Annotated in this window: 20 protein-coding genes; 8 read left to right on the top strand and 12 right to left on the bottom strand. The window is 69.5% G+C overall.

Annotation, left to right across the window (positions count from 1 at the left end):
- Positions 1-282: 282 nt before the first annotated feature.
- On the bottom strand, positions 283-1,173 hold the full coding sequence (locus P1P70_RS24355; protein ID WP_319241206.1) for a hypothetical protein: 891 nt from the start codon (positions 1,171-1,173) through the stop codon (positions 283-285).
- A gap of 428 nt (positions 1,174-1,601) precedes the next feature.
- Entirely contained in the window at positions 1,602-2,165 is a 564-nt protein-coding gene (locus P1P70_RS24350; RefSeq protein WP_413471536.1) for a LuxR C-terminal-related transcriptional regulator, read from the bottom strand.
- Positions 2,166-2,759: 594 nt separating this feature from the next.
- Here P1P70_RS24350 and P1P70_RS24345 point away from each other — a divergent pair.
- From P1P70_RS24345 to P1P70_RS24325, 5 genes are all read left to right on the top strand, one after another.
- A complete protein-coding gene (locus P1P70_RS24345; protein WP_319241204.1) occupies positions 2,760-3,503 on the top strand; it encodes a hypothetical protein in 744 nt (247 codons plus the stop codon).
- Between the two features lie 153 nt (positions 3,504-3,656).
- Positions 3,657-4,034: a hypothetical protein gene (locus tag P1P70_RS24340; RefSeq protein ID WP_319241202.1), complete on the top strand. Its 378-nt coding sequence runs from the start codon at positions 3,657-3,659 to the stop codon at positions 4,032-4,034.
- Positions 4,035-4,103: 69 nt separating this feature from the next.
- Entirely contained in the window at positions 4,104-5,105 is a 1,002-nt protein-coding gene (locus P1P70_RS24335) for an ABC transporter ATP-binding protein (protein WP_319241199.1), read from the top strand.
- A complete protein-coding gene (locus tag P1P70_RS24330) occupies positions 5,102-5,890 on the top strand; it encodes an ABC transporter permease (RefSeq protein ID WP_319241198.1) in 789 nt (262 codons plus the stop codon). Before P1P70_RS24335 ends, P1P70_RS24330 begins: the two co-directional genes overlap by 4 nt.
- 169 nt (positions 5,891-6,059) lie before the next feature.
- Entirely contained in the window at positions 6,060-6,608 is a 549-nt protein-coding gene (locus P1P70_RS24325; protein ID WP_319241196.1) for a snapalysin family zinc-dependent metalloprotease, read from the top strand.
- An 88-nt stretch (positions 6,609-6,696) separates the two neighbouring features.
- Here the strand turns inward: P1P70_RS24325 and P1P70_RS24320 are convergent, their stop codons facing one another.
- From P1P70_RS24320 to P1P70_RS24305, 4 genes are all read right to left on the bottom strand, one after another.
- On the bottom strand, positions 6,697-7,446 hold the full coding sequence (locus tag P1P70_RS24320; RefSeq protein ID WP_319241194.1) for an ATP-binding cassette domain-containing protein: 750 nt from the start codon (positions 7,444-7,446) through the stop codon (positions 6,697-6,699).
- The gene (locus P1P70_RS24315) at positions 7,443-8,018 is read right to left on the bottom strand and encodes a hypothetical protein (protein ID WP_413471535.1); all 576 of its coding nucleotides are present in this window, start codon (positions 8,016-8,018) and stop codon (positions 7,443-7,445) included. The genes P1P70_RS24320 and P1P70_RS24315 overlap by 4 nt, the downstream gene beginning before the upstream one ends.
- Before the next feature lie 14 nt (positions 8,019-8,032).
- Complete coding sequence (locus P1P70_RS24310) at positions 8,033-9,316, bottom strand: magnesium transporter (RefSeq protein WP_319241190.1); 1,284 nt, start codon at positions 9,314-9,316, stop codon at positions 8,033-8,035.
- A 504-nt stretch (positions 9,317-9,820) separates the two neighbouring features.
- The gene (locus P1P70_RS24305; protein ID WP_319241188.1) at positions 9,821-10,060 is read right to left on the bottom strand and encodes a GntR family transcriptional regulator; all 240 of its coding nucleotides are present in this window, start codon (positions 10,058-10,060) and stop codon (positions 9,821-9,823) included.
- 109 nt (positions 10,061-10,169) lie between these two features.
- Here P1P70_RS24305 and P1P70_RS24300 point away from each other — a divergent pair, with 109 nt between their 5' ends.
- The gene (locus P1P70_RS24300; protein ID WP_319241186.1) at positions 10,170-10,394 is read left to right on the top strand and encodes a hypothetical protein; all 225 of its coding nucleotides are present in this window, start codon (positions 10,170-10,172) and stop codon (positions 10,392-10,394) included.
- 310 nt (positions 10,395-10,704) lie between these two features.
- On the opposite strand, the gene P1P70_RS24295 is transcribed toward P1P70_RS24300, so the two are convergent.
- The 4 genes from P1P70_RS24295 to P1P70_RS24280 all read right to left on the bottom strand — a co-directional run bounded on the left by P1P70_RS24295 (position 10,705) and on the right by P1P70_RS24280 (position 13,401).
- Positions 10,705-11,097, bottom strand: a complete 393-nt coding sequence (locus tag P1P70_RS24295) for a DNA-binding protein (RefSeq protein WP_319241184.1) — start codon at positions 11,095-11,097, stop codon at positions 10,705-10,707.
- On the bottom strand, positions 11,097-11,324 hold the full coding sequence (locus tag P1P70_RS24290; protein ID WP_319241182.1) for a hypothetical protein: 228 nt from the start codon (positions 11,322-11,324) through the stop codon (positions 11,097-11,099). The genes P1P70_RS24295 and P1P70_RS24290 overlap by 1 nt, the downstream gene beginning before the upstream one ends.
- A 91-nt stretch (positions 11,325-11,415) precedes the next feature.
- Positions 11,416-12,342, bottom strand: coding sequence for an LLM class F420-dependent oxidoreductase (locus P1P70_RS24285; RefSeq protein WP_319241211.1), 927 nt, complete (start codon positions 12,340-12,342; stop codon positions 11,416-11,418).
- Positions 12,343-12,438: 96 nt separating this feature from the next.
- Entirely contained in the window at positions 12,439-13,401 is a 963-nt protein-coding gene (locus P1P70_RS24280; protein ID WP_319241180.1) for a LysR family transcriptional regulator, read from the bottom strand.
- Positions 13,402-13,496: 95 nt separating this feature from the next.
- Between P1P70_RS24280 and P1P70_RS24275 the strand changes: the two genes are divergently transcribed.
- A complete protein-coding gene (locus P1P70_RS24275; RefSeq protein WP_319241178.1) occupies positions 13,497-13,760 on the top strand; it encodes a TSUP family transporter in 264 nt (87 codons plus the stop codon).
- Here the strand turns inward: P1P70_RS24275 and P1P70_RS24270 are convergent.
- Positions 13,690-15,012 (bottom strand): transposase, encoded by a 1,323-nt coding sequence (locus P1P70_RS24270; protein ID WP_319241209.1) that lies wholly within the window; start codon positions 15,010-15,012, stop codon positions 13,690-13,692. The two genes, P1P70_RS24275 and P1P70_RS24270, sit on opposite strands and share 71 nt — an antisense overlap.
- Positions 15,013-15,392: 380 nt before the next feature.
- On the opposite strand from P1P70_RS24270, the gene P1P70_RS24265 reads away from it, so the two are divergent.
- Positions 15,393-16,109: a hypothetical protein gene (locus P1P70_RS24265; RefSeq protein ID WP_319241176.1), complete on the top strand. Its 717-nt coding sequence runs from the start codon at positions 15,393-15,395 to the stop codon at positions 16,107-16,109.
- 467 nt (positions 16,110-16,576) lie between these two features.
- Here P1P70_RS24265 and P1P70_RS24260 read toward each other — a convergent pair whose 3' ends face one another.
- Entirely contained in the window at positions 16,577-17,779 is a 1,203-nt protein-coding gene (locus P1P70_RS24260) for an amidohydrolase family protein (RefSeq protein ID WP_319241207.1), read from the bottom strand.
- Positions 17,780-17,799 lie beyond the last annotated feature (20 nt).

Raw genomic sequence — 17,799 nt, 5'->3', positions numbered from 1 at the left:
GACGGGAGCCGGAGGGGGGAGGCGGGAGACGGTCCGCACGTTCACGGGGTGCGGCGGGATACCTTCGCGGACGAGCGGGGAGCCACAAGATCCGCGCCCCGACGCGGCGGCCCGCGTATGGACGCTCCGCGCCGGTCGGCGGTGTGGGTGAGCGGGTGGGTCCGTGTTCCTGTTTCGCGGGACTCTCAGCGAGGGGCCCGCAGGTGACGGACCCACCCACCACCGACAGGAGGGGTGAGCCGCCGGGCATCCGCTACGGATGCCCGGAGACAGGGCGGGGCGTCAGACGCAGTCAGCGTCGGTGACGGGACGGTCCTTCGCACGGATCGCGCCGGCGGGGAAGCCACTCTTGTCCAGGATGTCGGCCGTCGCGGACATGGTGTAGCCGGACGAGGTGATCCGGACGCTGCCGTTGCCCCGCCAGCCGTCCTGGTCCTGGACATCGTCGGGGGTGACGAGGGTGAACCTCTCCAGGACCGCCACCGGGGTACTGGTGACGGTGCGCAGCCTCGGCACTCGTTCGAGGAAGGCGGCGGTACGCGGCGGTACGTCGATCTTGTCCGTCTTGCTCTTGGTGACTTCCTCGCCGAAGGACCATTCCGTGGTCACCTCGGCGCCACCGCCGACCGAGAAGACGTCCTTGATGATGCCCAGGTTGAAGCTGGCACCGACCGTGACGCTGTGGGTGACGCTGCTGGTGGTGGTCAGGCCCTGAGTGATCTCCTGACCCGCCTGGACGGCGTTGCCGCAGTTGATGATCGGATCCGATTTGTCGGTGGCGGGGCCCACCGATTCCTTCACGTCGGTCACCGGGTACTCGCAGTGCGCGGAGACCCGGGCGAGCGGCCCTGTGCCGGCGGGCGTGTTGCCTATGTCGCCGATGCCGTTCGACTCGTCGCGCGTCACCTCACCGGTCTCCAGGGCGATGAAGAAGTTGCCGACGTCCTGGAACGGTCTGTCCGAGGTCGGGCCCGGGCAGATCGCCGCCATCAGCTTGTCGGTGTCGAAGCTCTCGGCACCCTTGAGCTGGAACGGCGTGGAGGCCGGTGGGGGCACGAGGGCTGCCATGGCTGCCGGAACGGCGATCACGCCGCCCGCGACAGCGAGTACCGAGCCGATGCCGATGGCGATGACCCTGGAGCGCTTCTTGTTGCGGGCATGTCCTGTGGGCACGAGCTTTGCCCTCCTTGACTTCGTGCGGGGAAGTTTTCTCACCTCATTCTCACGTGGACGGGCGGCGTACCGACAGGGTCAAATATCCCTACTCATCATTTCGTTCGATCCGCCCCGCGCGAAAAGAATCCCGGAGAGCGCCGACAGGGAGATCGCGACAATCCACGGGCCCGCTTCGCGACCGGCGCGACTACCACGATACGCCCCTTGAGCTGCACAGATCCCGCTCAGCGCCTACGTGCCATCATCAGATCCGCACCGAAAAAGATCGATGAAGCGAAAGTGACGGACACATGGCGACGAGCCCCCTCACGCAAGGAAGGGGGCTATTTCTCCGCTGCTCCGTCGAGCCGTCGAATTTCGCCGCCTCGGGCCTTGACCCGAGATTTCAACCGCAGAATTCCGGCATTATTTTCCGCAGCACTTTCTCAGACACGAGCCTCAGCCGTCGTCGCCCCGATCCACCTCAGGACGGCCTCCGTGCTCCCTCGGACATCGAGCTTGGCGTAGATGCTGCTGAGGTTGTTGCGGACGGTCTTCTCGCTCAGCGTCAGACGCAGCCCGATCTCCTGGGCGCCGAGGCCGGTGGAGAGAAGCTCCATGATCTGGCGTTCACGGGGCGAGAGCAGCGAGCGCAGCCGCTCCCTCGCCTCGCCGTGGCCGGGCAGGTGCTGGGCCGCGTCCCGGATGGCGGCGCAGGCGACGGGCGAGAAGTACGTGTGTCCGACCGTGGCGGCCACGACGGCGGAGGAGAGCATGCAGGCGCAGTAGTCGCCGTCGACCAGATAGCCGGCCCCGCCCCGGAACACGTCCACGACCGTCTCGGCGTCGCGGCTGGGGCTGACGACGATCACCGGGGCGCTCATGGACCCCATGGCCTTCAGCAGTCCCGCGAAGGACACCGCCGGATCCTCACAGCGCAGGACCACGACGTCCGCCCCGGCCTCGCGGAGTTCACGGTAGGGGGGCGGGACGAGCAGCGCGCTGCTCACGTACCGGTCGTCGGGGGCCGGCCAGTCCTCGTGCGGCCATCGGCCCGGTTCGCAGGCCAGGGCGACCGACAGGCCGGGAGGCGCGAGTGCCGTCGAGTGGGGTGGGCGTGCCGGGACTCGGGAGGGCTGCGCGGGAACAGCCGGAACGGGGGTGCCTGCGTGCTGGGACGTTCTGACGTGCTGGGGGGATCGCACCTCGCGGGTCCTTCCGCCGAAGCCATGACCCCCCTACATACGTGACAGCGACGTCAGTTGTTCGAAGTTTCAATAAAGAAATCCGAGCCGCCGAACAAGGCTCCCGCTCCCGGCCACCGCGGACCGCCGCGACCTACCTGCCCCGAACTGGGTTACAGCGTGCGGGAGTTCGGGTGCGCCGCAGGCAAGGACAGGTGCGGAACGGACGGGTCCGGCGCAGGCAAGGACGGGTGCAGAACGGACGCGTGCGGCGGTCGGCCGGGAGCGGGCGGTAGGGTCCGAACGTGCGTTGATCCACCGGACGGCCGAGTGCCGCCGCAAAGGATGCGGGTGACCCCGTCGAGCCCCGGGGCCGCCCGGTTCGGCATACCCGCCCTCCACCCACCCGGAGATCACGCCATGACCACTCAGCGGCCTCTCGTCTCCTACGACGCGTTCGTAGAGATCGCCACCGCCGACCCCGCCGTCGTCGGCCTCGTCCTCAAGGGCTCTCGGGCCCACGAGGGCATGGCCACCGCGCACTCCGACCACGACCTGTACGCCGTTCTCGCCGAGGGCGCGGCCACGCCCCTCACCCGCTTCGCGGGCCACCGCACCCCCGAGCTCGACCTCGTGGTCCTCACCCTCGACGCGTTCCGCGCCGCCGGGATGCCCGGGTTCGAGCGGTACGCCCTCGCCCGCGCCCGGGTCGTGCTCGACCGGCTGGACGGGGAGATCGCCCGGATCCTGTCGGCCAAGGCCCGGCTCGACACCGACGAGGCCCGCCGGGAGGCGGCCGCGTACCTCGACGCCTACGCCAACTCCCTCTACCGCTCGGTCAAGAACGACCGTGACGGCCAGCCCCTCGCGGCCCGACTGGACGCCGCCGACAGCGTCCGCTTCCTGCTGGAGTTCCTCTTCGCACTGGACCGTCGCCCCCGCCCCTACAACAAGTACCTGCACTGGGAGCTGTCCCGCTTCCCCCTGCCCGACTGGGACACCGGCCACCTCCTCGACACCGTGGCCCACATCTCGGCGACCGGCGACGTGCCCGCCCAGCGCGACCTCTTCGCCCGGGTCGAGCGCGTGGCCCGGGCCGCCGGGCACGGGGCGGTGCTGGACGGGTGGGGCGAGGACCTGTGCCTGATGAGGCCGCGGCAGTAGCGGCAGCCTGAAAAAGAGGGGGCGGCGGGCCGGTCGGCCGAAAGGACGACCCCGATGCCGAGGCCCTCCGGGACCGTGGACTTTTGACCGAGGCGGTAGCGGGGAGCGGGTCGCGAAGGTGATACCCGTCCCACTCCCGACCTGGAGGTCAGCATGAAGGCCAGGACAATGATCGCCGTCGCCGTACCGGTGCTCCTCGGCGCCGCCGTCGCGGCGGGCTCGTTCGCCGTCGCGGGCATGAACGTGCAGAAGAACACGGCCGATCCCGCCGGCGGCGGATACGCGAAGGTCCAGGACGGGCCGGGCCTCAGCGGCGATCTCGTGTCGAGCCACATCGAGACCTGGTACCACCCGCTGCCGTGGATCGGTGCGGAGATCGGCGGCGTGACGTGCCCGGACCTCGCGGCGGTGCGCGACACGAAGATCACCTGCACCGGGACGTCCGGCGGTGCCGAGATCACCGTGCCGGTGAGCGTGGTCAAGGTCGGTGCAGGCGCGGCCCCCCGCGTCACCTGGAAGTTCGAGCGCTGACATGCGCGCGCCCCTGAACGGGCCCGGCACGGCCCGAACCGACGACAGCACGACAAGGGGAGCGCGGGCATGATCGAAGCCACGGGCCTGCACAAGCGGTACGGCGCCACGGTCGCCGTCCATGACCTCTCGTTCGAGGTCCGCCCGGGCCGGGTGACGGGGTTCCTGGGTCCGAACGGGGCCGGCAAGTCGACCACGATCCGGCTCATGCTCGACCTCGACGCCGGGGGCGGGCGGACGCTGTACGGCGGCAGGCCGTACCGGGAGCTGCGCCACCCGACGCGTGAGGTGGGCACCCTGCTGGACGCGAAGGCCTTCCATCCGACCCGCAAGGCGCGCAACCACCTGCGGATGCTCGCCGCGGCCACGGGTGTGCCGGACGCACGGGTCGACGAGGTGCTCGCCATGGTCGGGCTGGAGTCCGTGGCCAAGAAGCAGCCACAGGGTTTCTCCCTCGGCATGGGTCAACGACTCGGGCTGGCGGCCGCGTTGCTCGGCGACCCGCACACGCTGATCCTCGACGAGCCGGCCAACGGACTCGACCCGCAGGGCATCAACTGGCTGCGCGGCTTCCTCCAGGATTTCGCCGCGTCGGGGCGGTCCGTCTTCGTCAGCAGTCATCTGCTCGCCGAGATGGCCTTGATGGCCGACCATCTGGTGGTGATCGGCAAGGGCCGGACGATCGCGAACGAATCGGTCGCCGACTTCGTGGCCAACAGTTCCCGCAGCGCGGTCCTGGTCCAGAGCCCGCGCATCGACGAGCTGGCCACGCTGCTCCGGGCCGAGGGCGCAGGAGTCGAACGCGTGGACAACACCGCGATCGCGGTCAGCGGCGCGGACCGGGCGAGTGTCGGCGAGCTCGCGTACGCCCACCAGATCGTGCTGCACGAACTCACGGACCGCGCGGCCACGTTGGAGGAGGCGTTCCTCGAAGCGACCACCGAAGCCGAGCAGTTCGTCGCCACCGCCGCGACACCCCGACCGAAGAGGGCGACCGCTGATGGCGCCCCGGAGCACCCGGAACACGCGGAACACGCAGAACACCCAGCACATTTGGAGAGAACACGATGACCGGCGCGCTGCGCTACGAATGGATTCGGATCACCACCGTGCGGTCCACGTGGTGGCTGATCGGGCTGTCCGTCGTCGCCCAAGGGCTGTTGGCACTCGTGCTCACCCTCAGTGGCAAGAGCCACGGCGGCCCGCTCGCCGCGGACGCGGCAGCGCTCGCGCTCAGCGGCGGTACCGGCCTGATCCCGCTGATCTTCGTCTTCATGGGGCTGATCGGTGTCTTCGCCACGGGGCACGAGTACCGGTACGGCACGATCCGCACCACGCTGACGGCGTTCCCGCGCCGTACGGACCTGTGGGCGGCCAAGGTTCTCGTCGTTGCCGCGCTGGTCACGGTGGTCGGAGGGATCCTGGTGGCCGAGAGCCTGGGGATCGGCCTGCTCGTGGGCGGACCGACGGCGGGGGAGGTGTTCACCGGGCATCAGATGGGCCGGGTCGCCGCCGGCTATGTGGTGTTCCTCGTGGTCTGCGCGCTGTTCGGGCTGGCCTTCGCCGGCATCGCCCGCAACGTCCCGGCAGCCATCGTCCTGCTCATCACCCTCCCGGTGATCATCGAGGGTCTGATCTCGCTGATCCTCGGGATGGAGGCCTTCGCTTCCGCCCCGTCCCTGTCCGCCTACCTGCCGTTCACGGCGGGCGAGCGGATGATGGCCGTCAGCGCGGAGTCACCCTTCGGCGACGGCCCGGCTCCGCTCCGCCCCCTCACCGGCGGTCTGGTCTTCACCCTCTACGGCGCCGCCCTGCTCGCCCTGTGGGGCGCCCTGTTCACCAAGCGGGACGCGTGACCGGCCCCCGAGCCGCCCCCTCGATCAGGCCCGCCTGCCATTGCCGCAACTGTCGGCACCCGTGGGTCGGCATCGCGCCACGGGTCTTGGCCGGATGCGATCTTGAGGTGGACATGCAAAGTCATTACGTTGCATTGGCTTCTGTCCATGCACATGAGAGGTGACTTCTGTGGCCCGAGCACTGAGACCGTTGTCGGCCGTAGTCCTGGCGTGCGGCGCCCTGCTGAATGTCGGCACGCCGGCCGGCGCCGCCGCCCCGACACCGGAGATCATCCCGATCGACCTGCTGCTCGCCGGCTCCTACACCGACGTGTCCCGTGAGGCGATCGCGATCTGGAACAAGGCCGTCCCGTCGATCAAGTTCGTCGAGCAGGACACTCCGGCGGCCCTGAGGGTCATGGAGTACAAGACCGCCAGGGGAGTCCAGTCCCACGTCAACATCAAGGGCGCGGGGCGGGGTTGGGTGTATCTGGAAGTCGGGGACGCCCAGTTGTACAAGCCTTCTCGCATCGTCGTCCACGAGCTGGGGCACATCCTGTCCCTCCCCGATTCGGGCCCGGGCCCCTGCTCCAAGGTGATGACGGGCGCCTCGGCCGGAGCGGACTGCCCCAACGACCAGCCCGACACCGCGGAGACCGCCGCCGTCGCCGACTTCTTCGCCAGGAACGACGTCGGTGCCCGGGTCCCTTGGTGGGGATCGGGAAGTTCCGCGCGGTAGAGGTGTTCGTTTCCCCGGGCCACCGACCACGGCCCGGCTCTCCCTCGTCGCGGGTCCGCCGGAGACCCCGGCTACAGCCGCCACGATGTCATTGCGAGCTCTCGAGCCGCATGAGGACGGAATACGCCGACTCGGCCCGGCGCGCCGGTACGGCGTCGGCGCGCGCGTGATCCAGGAAGCTCCGGGTTGCTCCGTGGTGGCGGATCCGGCCGCCGTCCATGAGGGTGACGGTGTCGGCTTCGTCGGCCAGATCGGCGACGTCGTGCGTGGACATGAGTACCGGAGTCTTCGCGGAGACCTCACGCAGCACGTCACGGAAGACGGTGCGCTGGTGAGGATCGAGCCCGGCCGTCGGCTCGTCCAACAGGATGACGCGCGCGTCATGAGCCAGAGCGCAGGCGATGCCCACACGGCGGAGTTGGCCACCGGAGAGCTTGGCGGTCTTCTGGTCGGCCTGCTCGGCCAGGCCGACCTGGTCGAGGGTGACTGCTGCGCGCTCCCAGGCACCGGAGCGGCTCTCCCCCTTCAGCCAGGCGATGTAGGCCACATACTCGCGGGCGGTCAACTGCCGTGAGCTGGGCACCCGCTGTGGAAGCCACGCCACGTGGCGCCGGAATTCACGGCTGGCGGAGGTCAGGTCCGTGCCGCTGAACAGGACTCTGCCCGCCTTCGGCTGGACCGTGCCGGCGAGAAGAGCCATCGTGGTGGACTTTCCCGCCCCGTTGGGCCCGAGCAGAATCGTCAGACCTTCCCCGGGGACCTCATAGGTGAACCGGGAGAGCACAGGGCGAAGCCAGCGGTTGTAGCTGAAGGTCACACGGTCGAGCTGCAGAGTCATCGATCGGTCCTAGGTGCGAAACAGGTGAGGGAGAGGACTCCAACGAGAAAGACCGCGGCGGCGCCGACGGCGGCATGCGTGACATGCGCTTTTTCCGTCACGATCACCCAGGGGTAGGGGTCGTGGAGGTCCCGGCCCCCCAGGAACATGGACTGGATCATCCAGAAGACCGGGAGCAGGGTCGCCCGGTGTCCGAGCAACGGCCAGGAAGCCAGGGCGAGTCCGCAGAAAAGCAGGTTGTTGCGCGCTGCCGTCTCCATCGTCTCCTGGCCGAGCGGAGACAGTGCCATGGCCACCATGCTGACGATCACGGCGAAGCCGGAGACCAGCGCGACGTCCCTCGCGTCGAGCCTGCGGACGGCCGACCGTTCCATGGAGGGCAGACGGCGTTCGAGGCAGACGATCAGAGCTACTGCGGGAATGAGGCAGAAGAAATTGCTCAGCTCAGTCGGTATCGCGTAGTTCCCCAGGAACGCGGGAAAGACGAGCACCACGTCCAGAGTGAGGCCGACACTCAGGACGAAGGCCACCAGGGCGCCGGGGAGCAAACCCAGGGCTCCACGCTGGCGCAACCACCAGATCATGTTCAGCGACCTGCCCTGCAGGCATACCGAAGCCGCTCGGCGTACCAGGTCTTCTGCTCCCTCTGCGGAAGCTCGTCCACTCTCGTCATCTCCGCGAGAAGCTCTTCTCGGCTCTGCCCCTGAGTGAACCGTCCGGTCTCATGGGACAGCCAGGCCAGATAGTGCCTCTCGACGCCTATGGTCCGGGCGACCCAGAGCGTGTTGTAGTGCAGAGTGTCCCAGTCCGGGTTCACGCAAGGCATCCCGACCACGGAAATGGCGATGTCCTCTCGCAGAGCCTGATCCGCTGTGCCGGGCACGAGGTCGAGGACCCAGTGCCCTCCCCTGGTGTCGATGCGCTGGACATCGGCCACAGTGAGGTCGGTGATGCGGGTCGGCTTCTGCGCGATGATTCCCTCGTCCTGCAACCGGTCTGTCATCCTGGCGAGTTCGCCCTGGATTTCGCCTATATGCCGGGAGCCTGCCGACGGCAGACATACCTCGGGCAGACGTCCCTCACAGGTGAGGGGTGCCAAGCCCTTGGTGGCAGGAGCGATCGAACTCCAGTCCTTGGTGATGCCGTATGCGCCGAGCAAACCCCCGGCCGCGATCGCCAGGGACGCGGCGACGGTGGTGACGCTGATACGGCGGGGCCCTGCCAGTACGACGCAGGCAACGGCCAGACACACCGTCGGCAGAACCGCGGCTGCCGTCATGGCCGGTGAGTACGTCTCGCCGAACTGCACCCAGGCGATGGCCCCGGTGACATGGTGCGCCCAGAGACTGTCCGTCCCGAGGGGGAATCCGATCCCGACGAAGACCGTCACGGCTACGACCGGCGCGGCGTACAGCGCGTGAAATCGGCGTCCTATGACGAACCCGATGACAGCGTGCGCGGTGAGCAGGACGACGACGATCCCCATCAGTTGGCCCACGTAAAGATCGGGCAGGACTCCGACCACCCACAACCCACCGGCCGTGACGCCGGCAGTGAGGACCGACAGGCAGAGCACGGAGATGAGGACGGGCCGGACCGCGATGCGCCATGTGGAGCGGGCGGCCCCCACATCCCAGGTGCCGAGGGCCCGCAGCCGTGTCGCCTCCACCGCGGACAGGGCTGCCACGGCCGCGGCCGCCATCGGGACGGGGGCATGCACGGCGTACGACGCGGCTTGTGCGGGCCACGGCACGGCGATGAGGTGCTCGATGTTCCTCGTGGTCGTGAGGAACACATAGGCGAAGAACAGGCCGATCACGGGGAAGGCCGGCACGGCTGGATGCGTACGGAGAGCGGTGGAGAAGCGCATGAACCCTCGTATGGAGAACAAGCCCGGGCCGCCGCGCCGGATGTTCGTGCTCGTCGCTGGAGTCTGCTGGTGTTGCCGTCACTACTGCCGTCAGTGGCCTATATCGCCTGGGGTAAATTCCCGGATTTCCGAATGCGTGTCAAGCGGCTATGTCGTGCGGGGTGAGGCTGGTGGTCAGGTCGGCGCCGAGAGCCTGAGCCAGGCGGCGCGGGAGCTCACGGGCGAGCGCGGAAGGCGAGTCCTCCTGCATGGTTCCTCCCCGCCTCAGGCCGCTGGTGCGAGGAAGCCGCCGCCGAGCACGACATCGCTGTGCGGAGGCGGCTACCAGCCTCTGTACCGTCGACGTGGCAACGTCGAACTCGGTGGCAAGGTCCACCACGGCAGGGAACCTGCTGCCGTACGCGTACGTGACGGGGTCGATTCAGCGGCGCGGATCATCCGCGATCTGAGGCCGGACGGGTCTGGCTCGATCGAGATCCGGAGCGGGAGCAGCGGCGCCGCGCATCAATCTCTGCCGGCCGGGCCAGGCCGCCCGTCCACGACGTAAACCCCCATGCCGGTCACCGTCTCGACCAGACCCTCGTCCTTCAGCACCTTCACAGCCTTGCGCAACGTGTCGCGGGCCACGCCGAACTCGGCTTCCAGCTCGACAAGGCTCGGGATGCGGCGGCCGGTCGGGATGGTGCCGTCCGCGATGCGGGCGCGCAGGTTGTCGGCGATCTGGCGATACGGCGGGACTGGCACCGCGCGTTCCTACGGTGGGCTCTGGACACCTTCGCGCCCGGCACCGGCCGGAGGGCGGGCCGGTACCAGCCTGCACGAGCCCGACACCAGGTACCTGCCGGAGGCACCCTTGACGGCAGGTGCCGGAGGTCTCCCGATCCCTCGCCCGCCGTACGGCCTCGACCAGGGTCCCTTCGACGGCTCCGCCTCCCCCCTCGTCCGCCCCTACCTCGTCACCGTCGAGCAGGAGCCGGCTCGGCAGTCGCGACGGCGGCTCGCGCTGGTGCTTGCCGCCGACTTCGGTGTCGACCTCGACCGTCATGTGGTCGGGGCCGAACAGGAGGTGGCGTGTTGAGGCCGCGGGTGACGGGCCAGGCGGCCCGGTGAAGGTTGGGCGGTACCCCGAGACCGGGGCCTCCCGACTGACCATCCGCGTCTACCGCGTCGACTCCGACAGCGAGCGCGTCGATTCCGTGCGGCAGCTCACGGTCTTGAGGGCCCACGACCCCGAACGCGTTCGAGAGTCCCTCGACTGGCCACCATGCAGCTGCTCCGGCTGCCGATCCGGGCAACTTCCGAAGCTGCCGTGCCCCCCCCCGACACGGCCGCCGCCTGCCCTCTGCCGCGTCGGCGGCGCGGGCAGGCGGCGCCCTCGGGATCCGGGGTCAGACCTTGACGACCTCGATGACCGGCCCGCAGAGCAGGCCGATGTCCTCGGTGTCGGAGGTGAGAACGGTGACAGGTCCCGGCACGGAGCGGGCGACGGCGGCGAGCACAGCGTCGATGGCGTACTTGTGGCCGCCGAGGCCGTGGTCGCGCAACAGCGCCGCGGCACGGTCCGTGACCTCCTTGGTGACGTCATGGACGTCGATCCGGGAGAGCACCCAGCGAATGCGGGCGGGATGGATACGCTCGTAGTCTGCCTCAACGGTCGTCATGGCGGTCGTGGCGACCCGGATGCCCTCTTCCAAGGCCGCCTCGACGAAGGCCATAACCGTCCGGTCCTTGAGGTAGAGCTTGGACAAACCCTCACTGTCCAGGAGAAGCATGCCGGACATCAGGCGGCGGCACCGCCCGCGTCACGCCGATCGTGGCGCAGCACGGCACGAGCCGCTTCGACCTCTTCCCGAGACAGAGGGTCGTTGTCGGTCTCGAAGTCGGTGACGATGTCCTGAAGCTTGTCCATGGCCACACGCTGTTCCAGCGCTTCGGCCACATAGGCCGAGAAGCCCCCGGGGCCCACATGTGCGCGTGCAGCCTCGGCGAGATGTTCGGGAAGGCTCACGGAGTATTTCTTACTACCACCCATACCCCTCATGCTACCACCAGTGGCATTTACTGCCTCGTCAGACACCATCGGCAGACCTCACGAGGCCTCACGGAGTCCTCTGGGAGACCCCCTCAAGCAACGGACTCACCCGGGAGCCGAACATCCCCATCTGATCCGCGAGTTCGGAACAGCTCCGGCTCCGGAACCGCACCTGGATCTGATCCACCCCCATCGCCCGGTACGCGCGTAAGGACTCGGCCAGCGCCTCCGGGCTCCCGGTGAGGGTCCGGCGCCCCACGTCCCAGCCCGGCTCGCCCACGTACAGCGGCTCGGTGATCGCGCCGATGGTGAAGGGGCCGGTGACCCCCGCCTCCTCCCGGAGGCGTCGCAGCCGGGCGATCTGCGCCGGGAGGCGGTCGCGTGGGTCGCCCTGCGGCAGCCAGCCGTCGCCCCGGACGGCGGCGCGGCGGACGGCGGCGGGGGACGAGCCGCCCACCCAGAGGGGCACCCGGTCCTGGGCGGGGCGGGGGCGTTGGCCCAGGTCCTCGAAGTCGTACAGCTTGCCGTGGTGAGAGGGGAATTCGTCCGGGCCGAGGGCGGCTCGCAGCGCGTCCACGCACTCGTCCAGCACGGCCCCCCGCCGGTCGAAGTCCACCCCCAGCGCCTCGAACTCCTCCCTTACGTGCCCGGCGCCCACGCCGAGGATCAGCCGGCCGCCGGAGAGGTGGTCGAGGGTGGCGTACTGCTTCGCCGTGAGGAGCGGGTGGCGCAGACCGACGACCGCGACATGGCTGAGCAGCCGGACGCGTTCGGTGACGGCGGCCAGGTAGGCGAGCGTGGCGACCGGGTCGTACCAGACCGTGCTCATCGCGGGCGCGAGGCGGCGCGGGATGGCCACGTGGTCGCAGACGGCGACGTACGAGAACCCCGCCCGGTCGGCGGCCCGCGCGATCGCGGCCAGTTCCTCCGGCCCGGCGCCCGCCTCCCAGGGCTCGGCGTAGAGGGTGCTCTGCGACTGGACGGGCAACTGCATCCCGTAGGCCAGTCGGACTTCATCCGGTGATCGCAAGGCCGCTCCTCCGTCTGACGCATCGCGGATCGGGGAGGAACTCATCGTCTTATCTGACGGCTAGTCAGACAAGAGGTGCGGCGGTGCCGAGACGAGGCCGGAGGTGGTCGGTTCCGTCGAGGGGAGTGTGCGCGCCGCCTCTCGGAGGTGTTCCGCGAGCGCTTCGACGGCCGGGGCCACAGGTGACGTGCGGGCGCCGGCGCCCCACGCCAGCAGATGGTGACGTCTGGCCCACGGCTCACGCAGCTCGCAGACGTCGATCGGCTGCACGTCCGGCGCAAGGGCGCGACGCGGTACGACGGCGAGGCCGACCCCGGCGGAGGCCAGCGTGACGAGGGTGCCGAGGTCCGCGACGGTGGTGCGGTGACGCGCGGCGGGAGCGTGCTGGCCGAGGTGTCGCTCGATCCAGCGACGGAGCGAGGAGCCGGCGTCGAGACCGACCAGCGGGTGCTCGGCGACCTCGCTGTACGTCAGTGCCGTACGCCCGGCGAGGATGCCGCCGGCCTGACCTACCACGACTAGGGAGTCGTCGCCGAGGGCTTCCGCGTCGAGGCCCCCGTCGCGGGCCTCGTCATCGACGACCACCCCCAGGTCCGCCTCACCGGCCGCGAGCAGACGCATCGTGCGAGGTGTGCGGCTTTCGGTGACGGTGACGTCCACGTCCGGGTGGGCGCGCAGGAACGACACCAGGGCGCGCGGCACCAGCCTGTGCAGGGCAGAGCCGCCGCCCAGTAGGGTCAGGGGCCCGGTGCGGGGGCGTGCGTAGCTGGCGACGGCGCTTTCGAGACGGGCCGTGCGGTCGAGGACCTCACGGGCGTGGCGGGCCAGGGCCGTCCCAGCCGGGGTAAGCCGTACACCACGCCGGCCCCGGATCAGCAGAGCCACCCCGGCGTGGTGTTCCAGGGACCGCACCCGGGCGCTGGCCGACGGCAGACTCAGATGCATGCGGCGGGCTCCCGCCGTGATCGATCCCTCAGACACGATGTCCAGGAAGAGCCGCAGGTCGTCGAGGTCGTAGCGCACCTGCTTGAGCCTATGGCAGAGACATAGGCTCCATACGCGGATCGCGCATGGTGACGCCATTGCGAGGACCTGGCCCCCGGCGCGATGCTCGGCGAATGTCGGAGATCCTCCTCGTGTTGCTGGCCGGTCTCGCCGCGGGCACCCTGAACGCGGTCGGCGGTGGGGGCACGTTCGTGGCGCTGCCCGCCCTGGTCGCGGCCGGTCTGCCGCCGGTGACGGCGAACGCGGCCTCGACCATCGCCCTCCTGCCCGGCTCGGTGGCCGGAACCTGGGTCTCCCGGCACGAGATCACACAGGTCGGCGGTGCTTCCACGCGAGCGATGACCATGACCAGTCTGTTGACATCCTCCCCCTCTTAAAAGAGGGGGATTCCAACCCATTCGGGTTGAGGTTCACGGACGCTCGACCGCTGGTTGGGCGGTGTCGTCCCTCCGGCACCGGCTGTCCGCCGGGGGCGGGGGATCCACCCTGTCCTGCCGCGATGTTGATACTGGCGTTGGTGTCCGCGTTGCAGGTGAAGCCGCAGGAGGAACAGACGAACTCGGCTTGGCTCTTGCGCGAGTTCTTGTCGATCCGACCACAGGCACTGCACCGCAGGCTGGTGTAGGGGGCGGGAACGTCTTCGACCCGGCCGGGGGCCTTGTGCCCGGTGCGCTGCCGGAGCAGGCCCCAGCCCTGGGCGAGGATCGACCGGTTCAGGCCGGACTTCTGCGCCACGTTCTGGCCGGGCCGCTCCACGGTTCCCTTAGCGGAGCGGGTCATCGTCTTGATGTTCAGCCTCTCGAACCGGACAAGGTCATAGCAGCGGGCGAGCATGGTGCTGGTCTTCTCGCACCAGTCCTTGCGCCGGTCGGCTTCGCGCGCCTTGAGCCTGGCGGCCTTGGCGTACTCGGCCGCCTTGGCCTTGCTGCCCTTGGGGGCGCGAGCAGCACGCCGCTGGTGCTTGCGGATCTGCGCCCGCTCGCGGGTGGTGAGCTGGGGACAGTTCAGCTTCCGTCCGTCAGAGAGGGCGGCGGTGACGGTGACACCCCGGTCGATGCCGATGACCTCGCCCGTGCCCGGCCCCTCGACCGGGTCGGGGACGACGGCGAACGCGATGTGCCACTGCCCGTTGCGGAAGGTGACCCGGAACGTCTTCGCGTCGGGCAGCTTCGCGCCTCTGCCCTGGGCGCTGAGGCGGAAGCGGACCCAGCCGCAGCCGGGCACCTTGACCTGGGCCCACCGCCGGTTCAGCTTCTGCACGACCACCGAGCGGCCCATGACCTGTCTGCCGGTTTTCGCGTTCAGCTTCGGCGACCCGTCCGCGTGATACTCCGGTACGCGGTCGGTGCCGATGACACGGAAGCCCTCGTGCACATGCTTCCTCCGCCAGGTCGGCTCACCTAACCCGGACGTGAACCGGGCGTTCCTGGCCTTGGCGAAATCCTTCAACGCCTGCTGCTGCACATCCGCGTTTCCCGAACCCAGCCACTCGTTCTCCCGCCGGGCCTCGGTGAGTTGACGGCACTGCTCCGCGAAACCAGGCGCCCTCCTGCGCCACCGGCGCCAGTGCGAGTGCTGCTCGACAGCGAGGTTCCAGACGTACCGGGCGTGCGCGCAGTGCGTGAGCATCCGCTCGGCCTGCGCGCGCGACGGGTACATCCGGAAACGTGACATGCCACGAATCTAGATACCCCGTTCCCCTCCCGCGCACGACTTCGATCAACATCACCCGTGCGAGTGACCGGCACGCTCTTGCCATCCAGGACGCCCCCTCCCATCGGGCCCTCAACCTGCCGGCACCACGAACGGCTGCAGACCGGCCTCACCACCGTCTCTCCCGAGACGCCGGATCGCCCTGACGGCGATTCGGCTTTCCCCTGCCCCGCTACGCGGGAACGGGCATTCACCCCGGCCCTGAAGGACCGGGCACCCTGCCCGGCAAGCAAGGCGGTAGCTCGGGCGGCGCCGATACCCGGTACACGGATCCACTGGCCGCTGGCGCCGACAAGGTGGGTCTGGTTCTGGCTGACGACCGCACCGGTGAAGTCGGCCGCCGTACGGATGCCCGCGTCGGTCAGCGCCTGGACCATCTTGGCGCCCATGTTGGTGAGCGAACGCGCCTCCTGAATCGAGGTTCTGCGCAGCTTGTCCTGTATGTGCGCCCTGACCGCCGGTTCCAGCGCGGCCGCGATCCGACGCGCTTCCTCAGCCGGCAGTTCGGCGAGTTCCTTCTGCGCATGGTGCGTGCGGCGGTTCAGTTCCACGGTGATGCGGGCCAGGCCGTCCCGGAGCTCGGCCTGCAGTGCCTGGAGTCGCCGGTCCGAGGCGCCGGCATCCTTGGCCACCGCGTCGTCCAGTTTGCGGATCTCCTTCTCCAGGCGGTGATGGGAGGCAGCTGGGTTCTTCAGCTCTCGTGCCCTGACGCGCAGTTCACCGACGCGCCCCCTCGCGGTCCGGTATTCGGGGCGCAGGCGCCGCCCGAGGCCTATCGCTGCTGCGGACACGGCAAGGGCGAGCCCTTGGGCGACGGGCAGGAAGCCGTCGGCAGAGCTGGTGGCGACGGCCAGGGCGGCTGGTGTCGAAGTGGTGAGCAGCGCGGTGGTCGCCACAACCAGATCCCGCCCTCGCCGACCGGCAAACCCGCTGTTGGCCCCGGCGGGTGCCACCGGAACCCCCGCAGCCGCCGGGACGCGGCCCGCCATCCAGGAGGGAACCCCATGGGGTGACACACCGGGTGCCGTCGCACTCGGGGCTTGCGCCGGCGGTTGGGTGCCGGCCTTGCCCTTCGCCCTACCCGGCCACGCACGCGGTGCGGTCGTCGACACCGTGTCCGGCGTCAGTGCCGGCAGCGCCGAACACGGCTTTGCCAGCATGCCTTTGACCTGGGCTGCCACGGCGCGTATCCGCCCGTCGGGATGTCCGAGCAGCATCGGCCAGGCCAGGGACATGGCGGGATCGGTGAAGTCCGCCTCGGAAAGGATCAGGTACTCGCCCTGCGGGTCGTGCAGTTGACGCCACAGCCCGGGATCGGCCGCGACGGCCGTCAGAGAGAGCCGAATGATCCAGGCGGAGAAGCGGTCCATCCTGGGACCGCAGTCGGCTGCCGAACGGGATGGAGGCTGATAGGTGCGGTGGCCGTTATCCGTCTTACGCCCATCTCTGACTTCTCCGGTTGCGGAGGGCGGCCGTCCGCTCAGGGCCCCGCCCACAACCCGTCCCCCGTCAACCCCAGCAGCTCGATCGCGTTCCGTCGCACGATCCGGTCCACCACGTCCGGGGCCAGGTGGCCCATCTGGGCCTCGCCGACCTGGCGGGACTCGGGCCAGGTGGAGTCGGAGTGGGGGTAGTCGGTCTCGTAGAGGACGTTGCCGACCCCGATCGCGTCCAGGTTGCGGAGCCCGAACGCGTCGTCGAAGAAGCAGCCGTAGACGTGGTCGGCGAACAGTTCCGACGGCGGGCGGTGGACCTTGTCCGCTACGCCGCCCCAGCCCCGGTTCTCCTCCCAGACGACGTCCGCGCGCTCCAGGATGTACGGGATCCAGCCGATCTGGCCCTCCGCGTACATGACCTTGAGGTTCGGGAAGCGCTCGAACTTGCCGCTCATCAGCCAGTCGACCATCGAGAAGCAGCAGTTGGCGAAGGTGATCGTCGAGCCGACGGCCGGTGGCGCGTCCGCCGAGGTGGACGGCATGCGGCTGGAGGAGCCGATGTGCATGGCGACGACCGTGCCGGTCTCGTCGCAGGCGGCGAGGAAGGGGTCCCAGTCGTCGGTGTGGACGGAGGGGAGGCCCAGGTGCGGGGGTATCTCGGAGAAGGCGACGGCGCGGACTCCGCGCGCCGCGTTGCGGCGCACCTCCGCCGCCGCCAGCTCCGCGTCCCAGAGCGGGATGAGGGTGAGGGGGATCAGGCGCCCCTGGGCCGCCGGGCCGCACCACTCCTCCACCATCCAGTCGTTGTACGCCCGGACGCCGAGCAGCCCCAGCTCGCGGTCGGCGGCTTCGGTGAAGGTCTGGCCGCAGAAGCGCGGGAAGGTGGGGAAGCAGAGGGCCGACTGGACGTGGTTGACGTCCATGTCGGCGAGGCGCTGCGGGACGTCGTAGGAGCCGGGGCGCATCTGCTCGTACGTGATGATCTCCAGTTTGATCTCGTCCCTGGAGTAGCCGACGGCCGTGTCGAGGCGGGTCAGCGGGCGGTGCAGGTCCTCGTAGACCCACCAGTCGCCGATGGGGCCGTCGTCGCCGGGGTCTCCCATCACGGGCTTGAAGCGGCCGCCGAGGAACGTCATCTCCTTCAGCGGCGCGCGGACCACCCGGGGGCCCGTGTCCAGGTACTTCTTGGGGAGCCGGTCCTGCCAGACGTTCGGGGGCTCCACCGTGTGGTCGTCGACGGAGATGATCTTCGGGAAGGGGGCGGGGG

The organism is Streptomyces sp. MB09-02B, assembly GCF_033794485.1.
Lineage (GTDB): Bacteria > Actinomycetota > Actinomycetes > Streptomycetales > Streptomycetaceae > Streptomyces.
This window is presented reverse-complemented; position numbering and strand designations above follow the sequence as displayed.

What these genes read in the sequence shown, in the direction of transcription:
- P1P70_RS24295 (WP_319241184.1), bottom strand. Translation starts at nt 11,097, where the DNA reads ATGTCCGGCATGCTTCTCCTGGACAGTGAGGGTTTGTCCAAGCTCTAC.
- P1P70_RS24275 (WP_319241178.1), top strand. Translation starts at nt 13,497, where the DNA reads ATGTCGGAGATCCTCCTCGTGTTGCTGGCCGGTCTCGCCGCGGGCACC.
- P1P70_RS24330 (WP_319241198.1), top strand. Translation starts at nt 5,102, where the DNA reads ATGACCGGCGCGCTGCGCTACGAATGGATTCGGATCACCACCGTGCGG.
- P1P70_RS24345 (WP_319241204.1), top strand. Translation starts at nt 2,760, where the DNA reads ATGACCACTCAGCGGCCTCTCGTCTCCTACGACGCGTTCGTAGAGATC.
- P1P70_RS24340 (WP_319241202.1), top strand. Translation starts at nt 3,657, where the DNA reads ATGAAGGCCAGGACAATGATCGCCGTCGCCGTACCGGTGCTCCTCGGC.
- P1P70_RS24335 (WP_319241199.1), top strand. Translation starts at nt 4,104, where the DNA reads ATGATCGAAGCCACGGGCCTGCACAAGCGGTACGGCGCCACGGTCGCC.
- P1P70_RS24270 (WP_319241209.1), bottom strand. Translation starts at nt 15,012, where the DNA reads ATGCTCACGCACTGCGCGCACGCCCGGTACGTCTGGAACCTCGCTGTC.
- P1P70_RS24285 (WP_319241211.1), bottom strand. Translation starts at nt 12,342, where the DNA reads ATGCAGTTGCCCGTCCAGTCGCAGAGCACCCTCTACGCCGAGCCCTGG.
- P1P70_RS24310 (WP_319241190.1), bottom strand. Translation starts at nt 9,316, where the DNA reads ATGCGCTTCTCCACCGCTCTCCGTACGCATCCAGCCGTGCCGGCCTTC.
- P1P70_RS24320 (WP_319241194.1), bottom strand. Translation starts at nt 7,446, where the DNA reads ATGACTCTGCAGCTCGACCGTGTGACCTTCAGCTACAACCGCTGGCTT.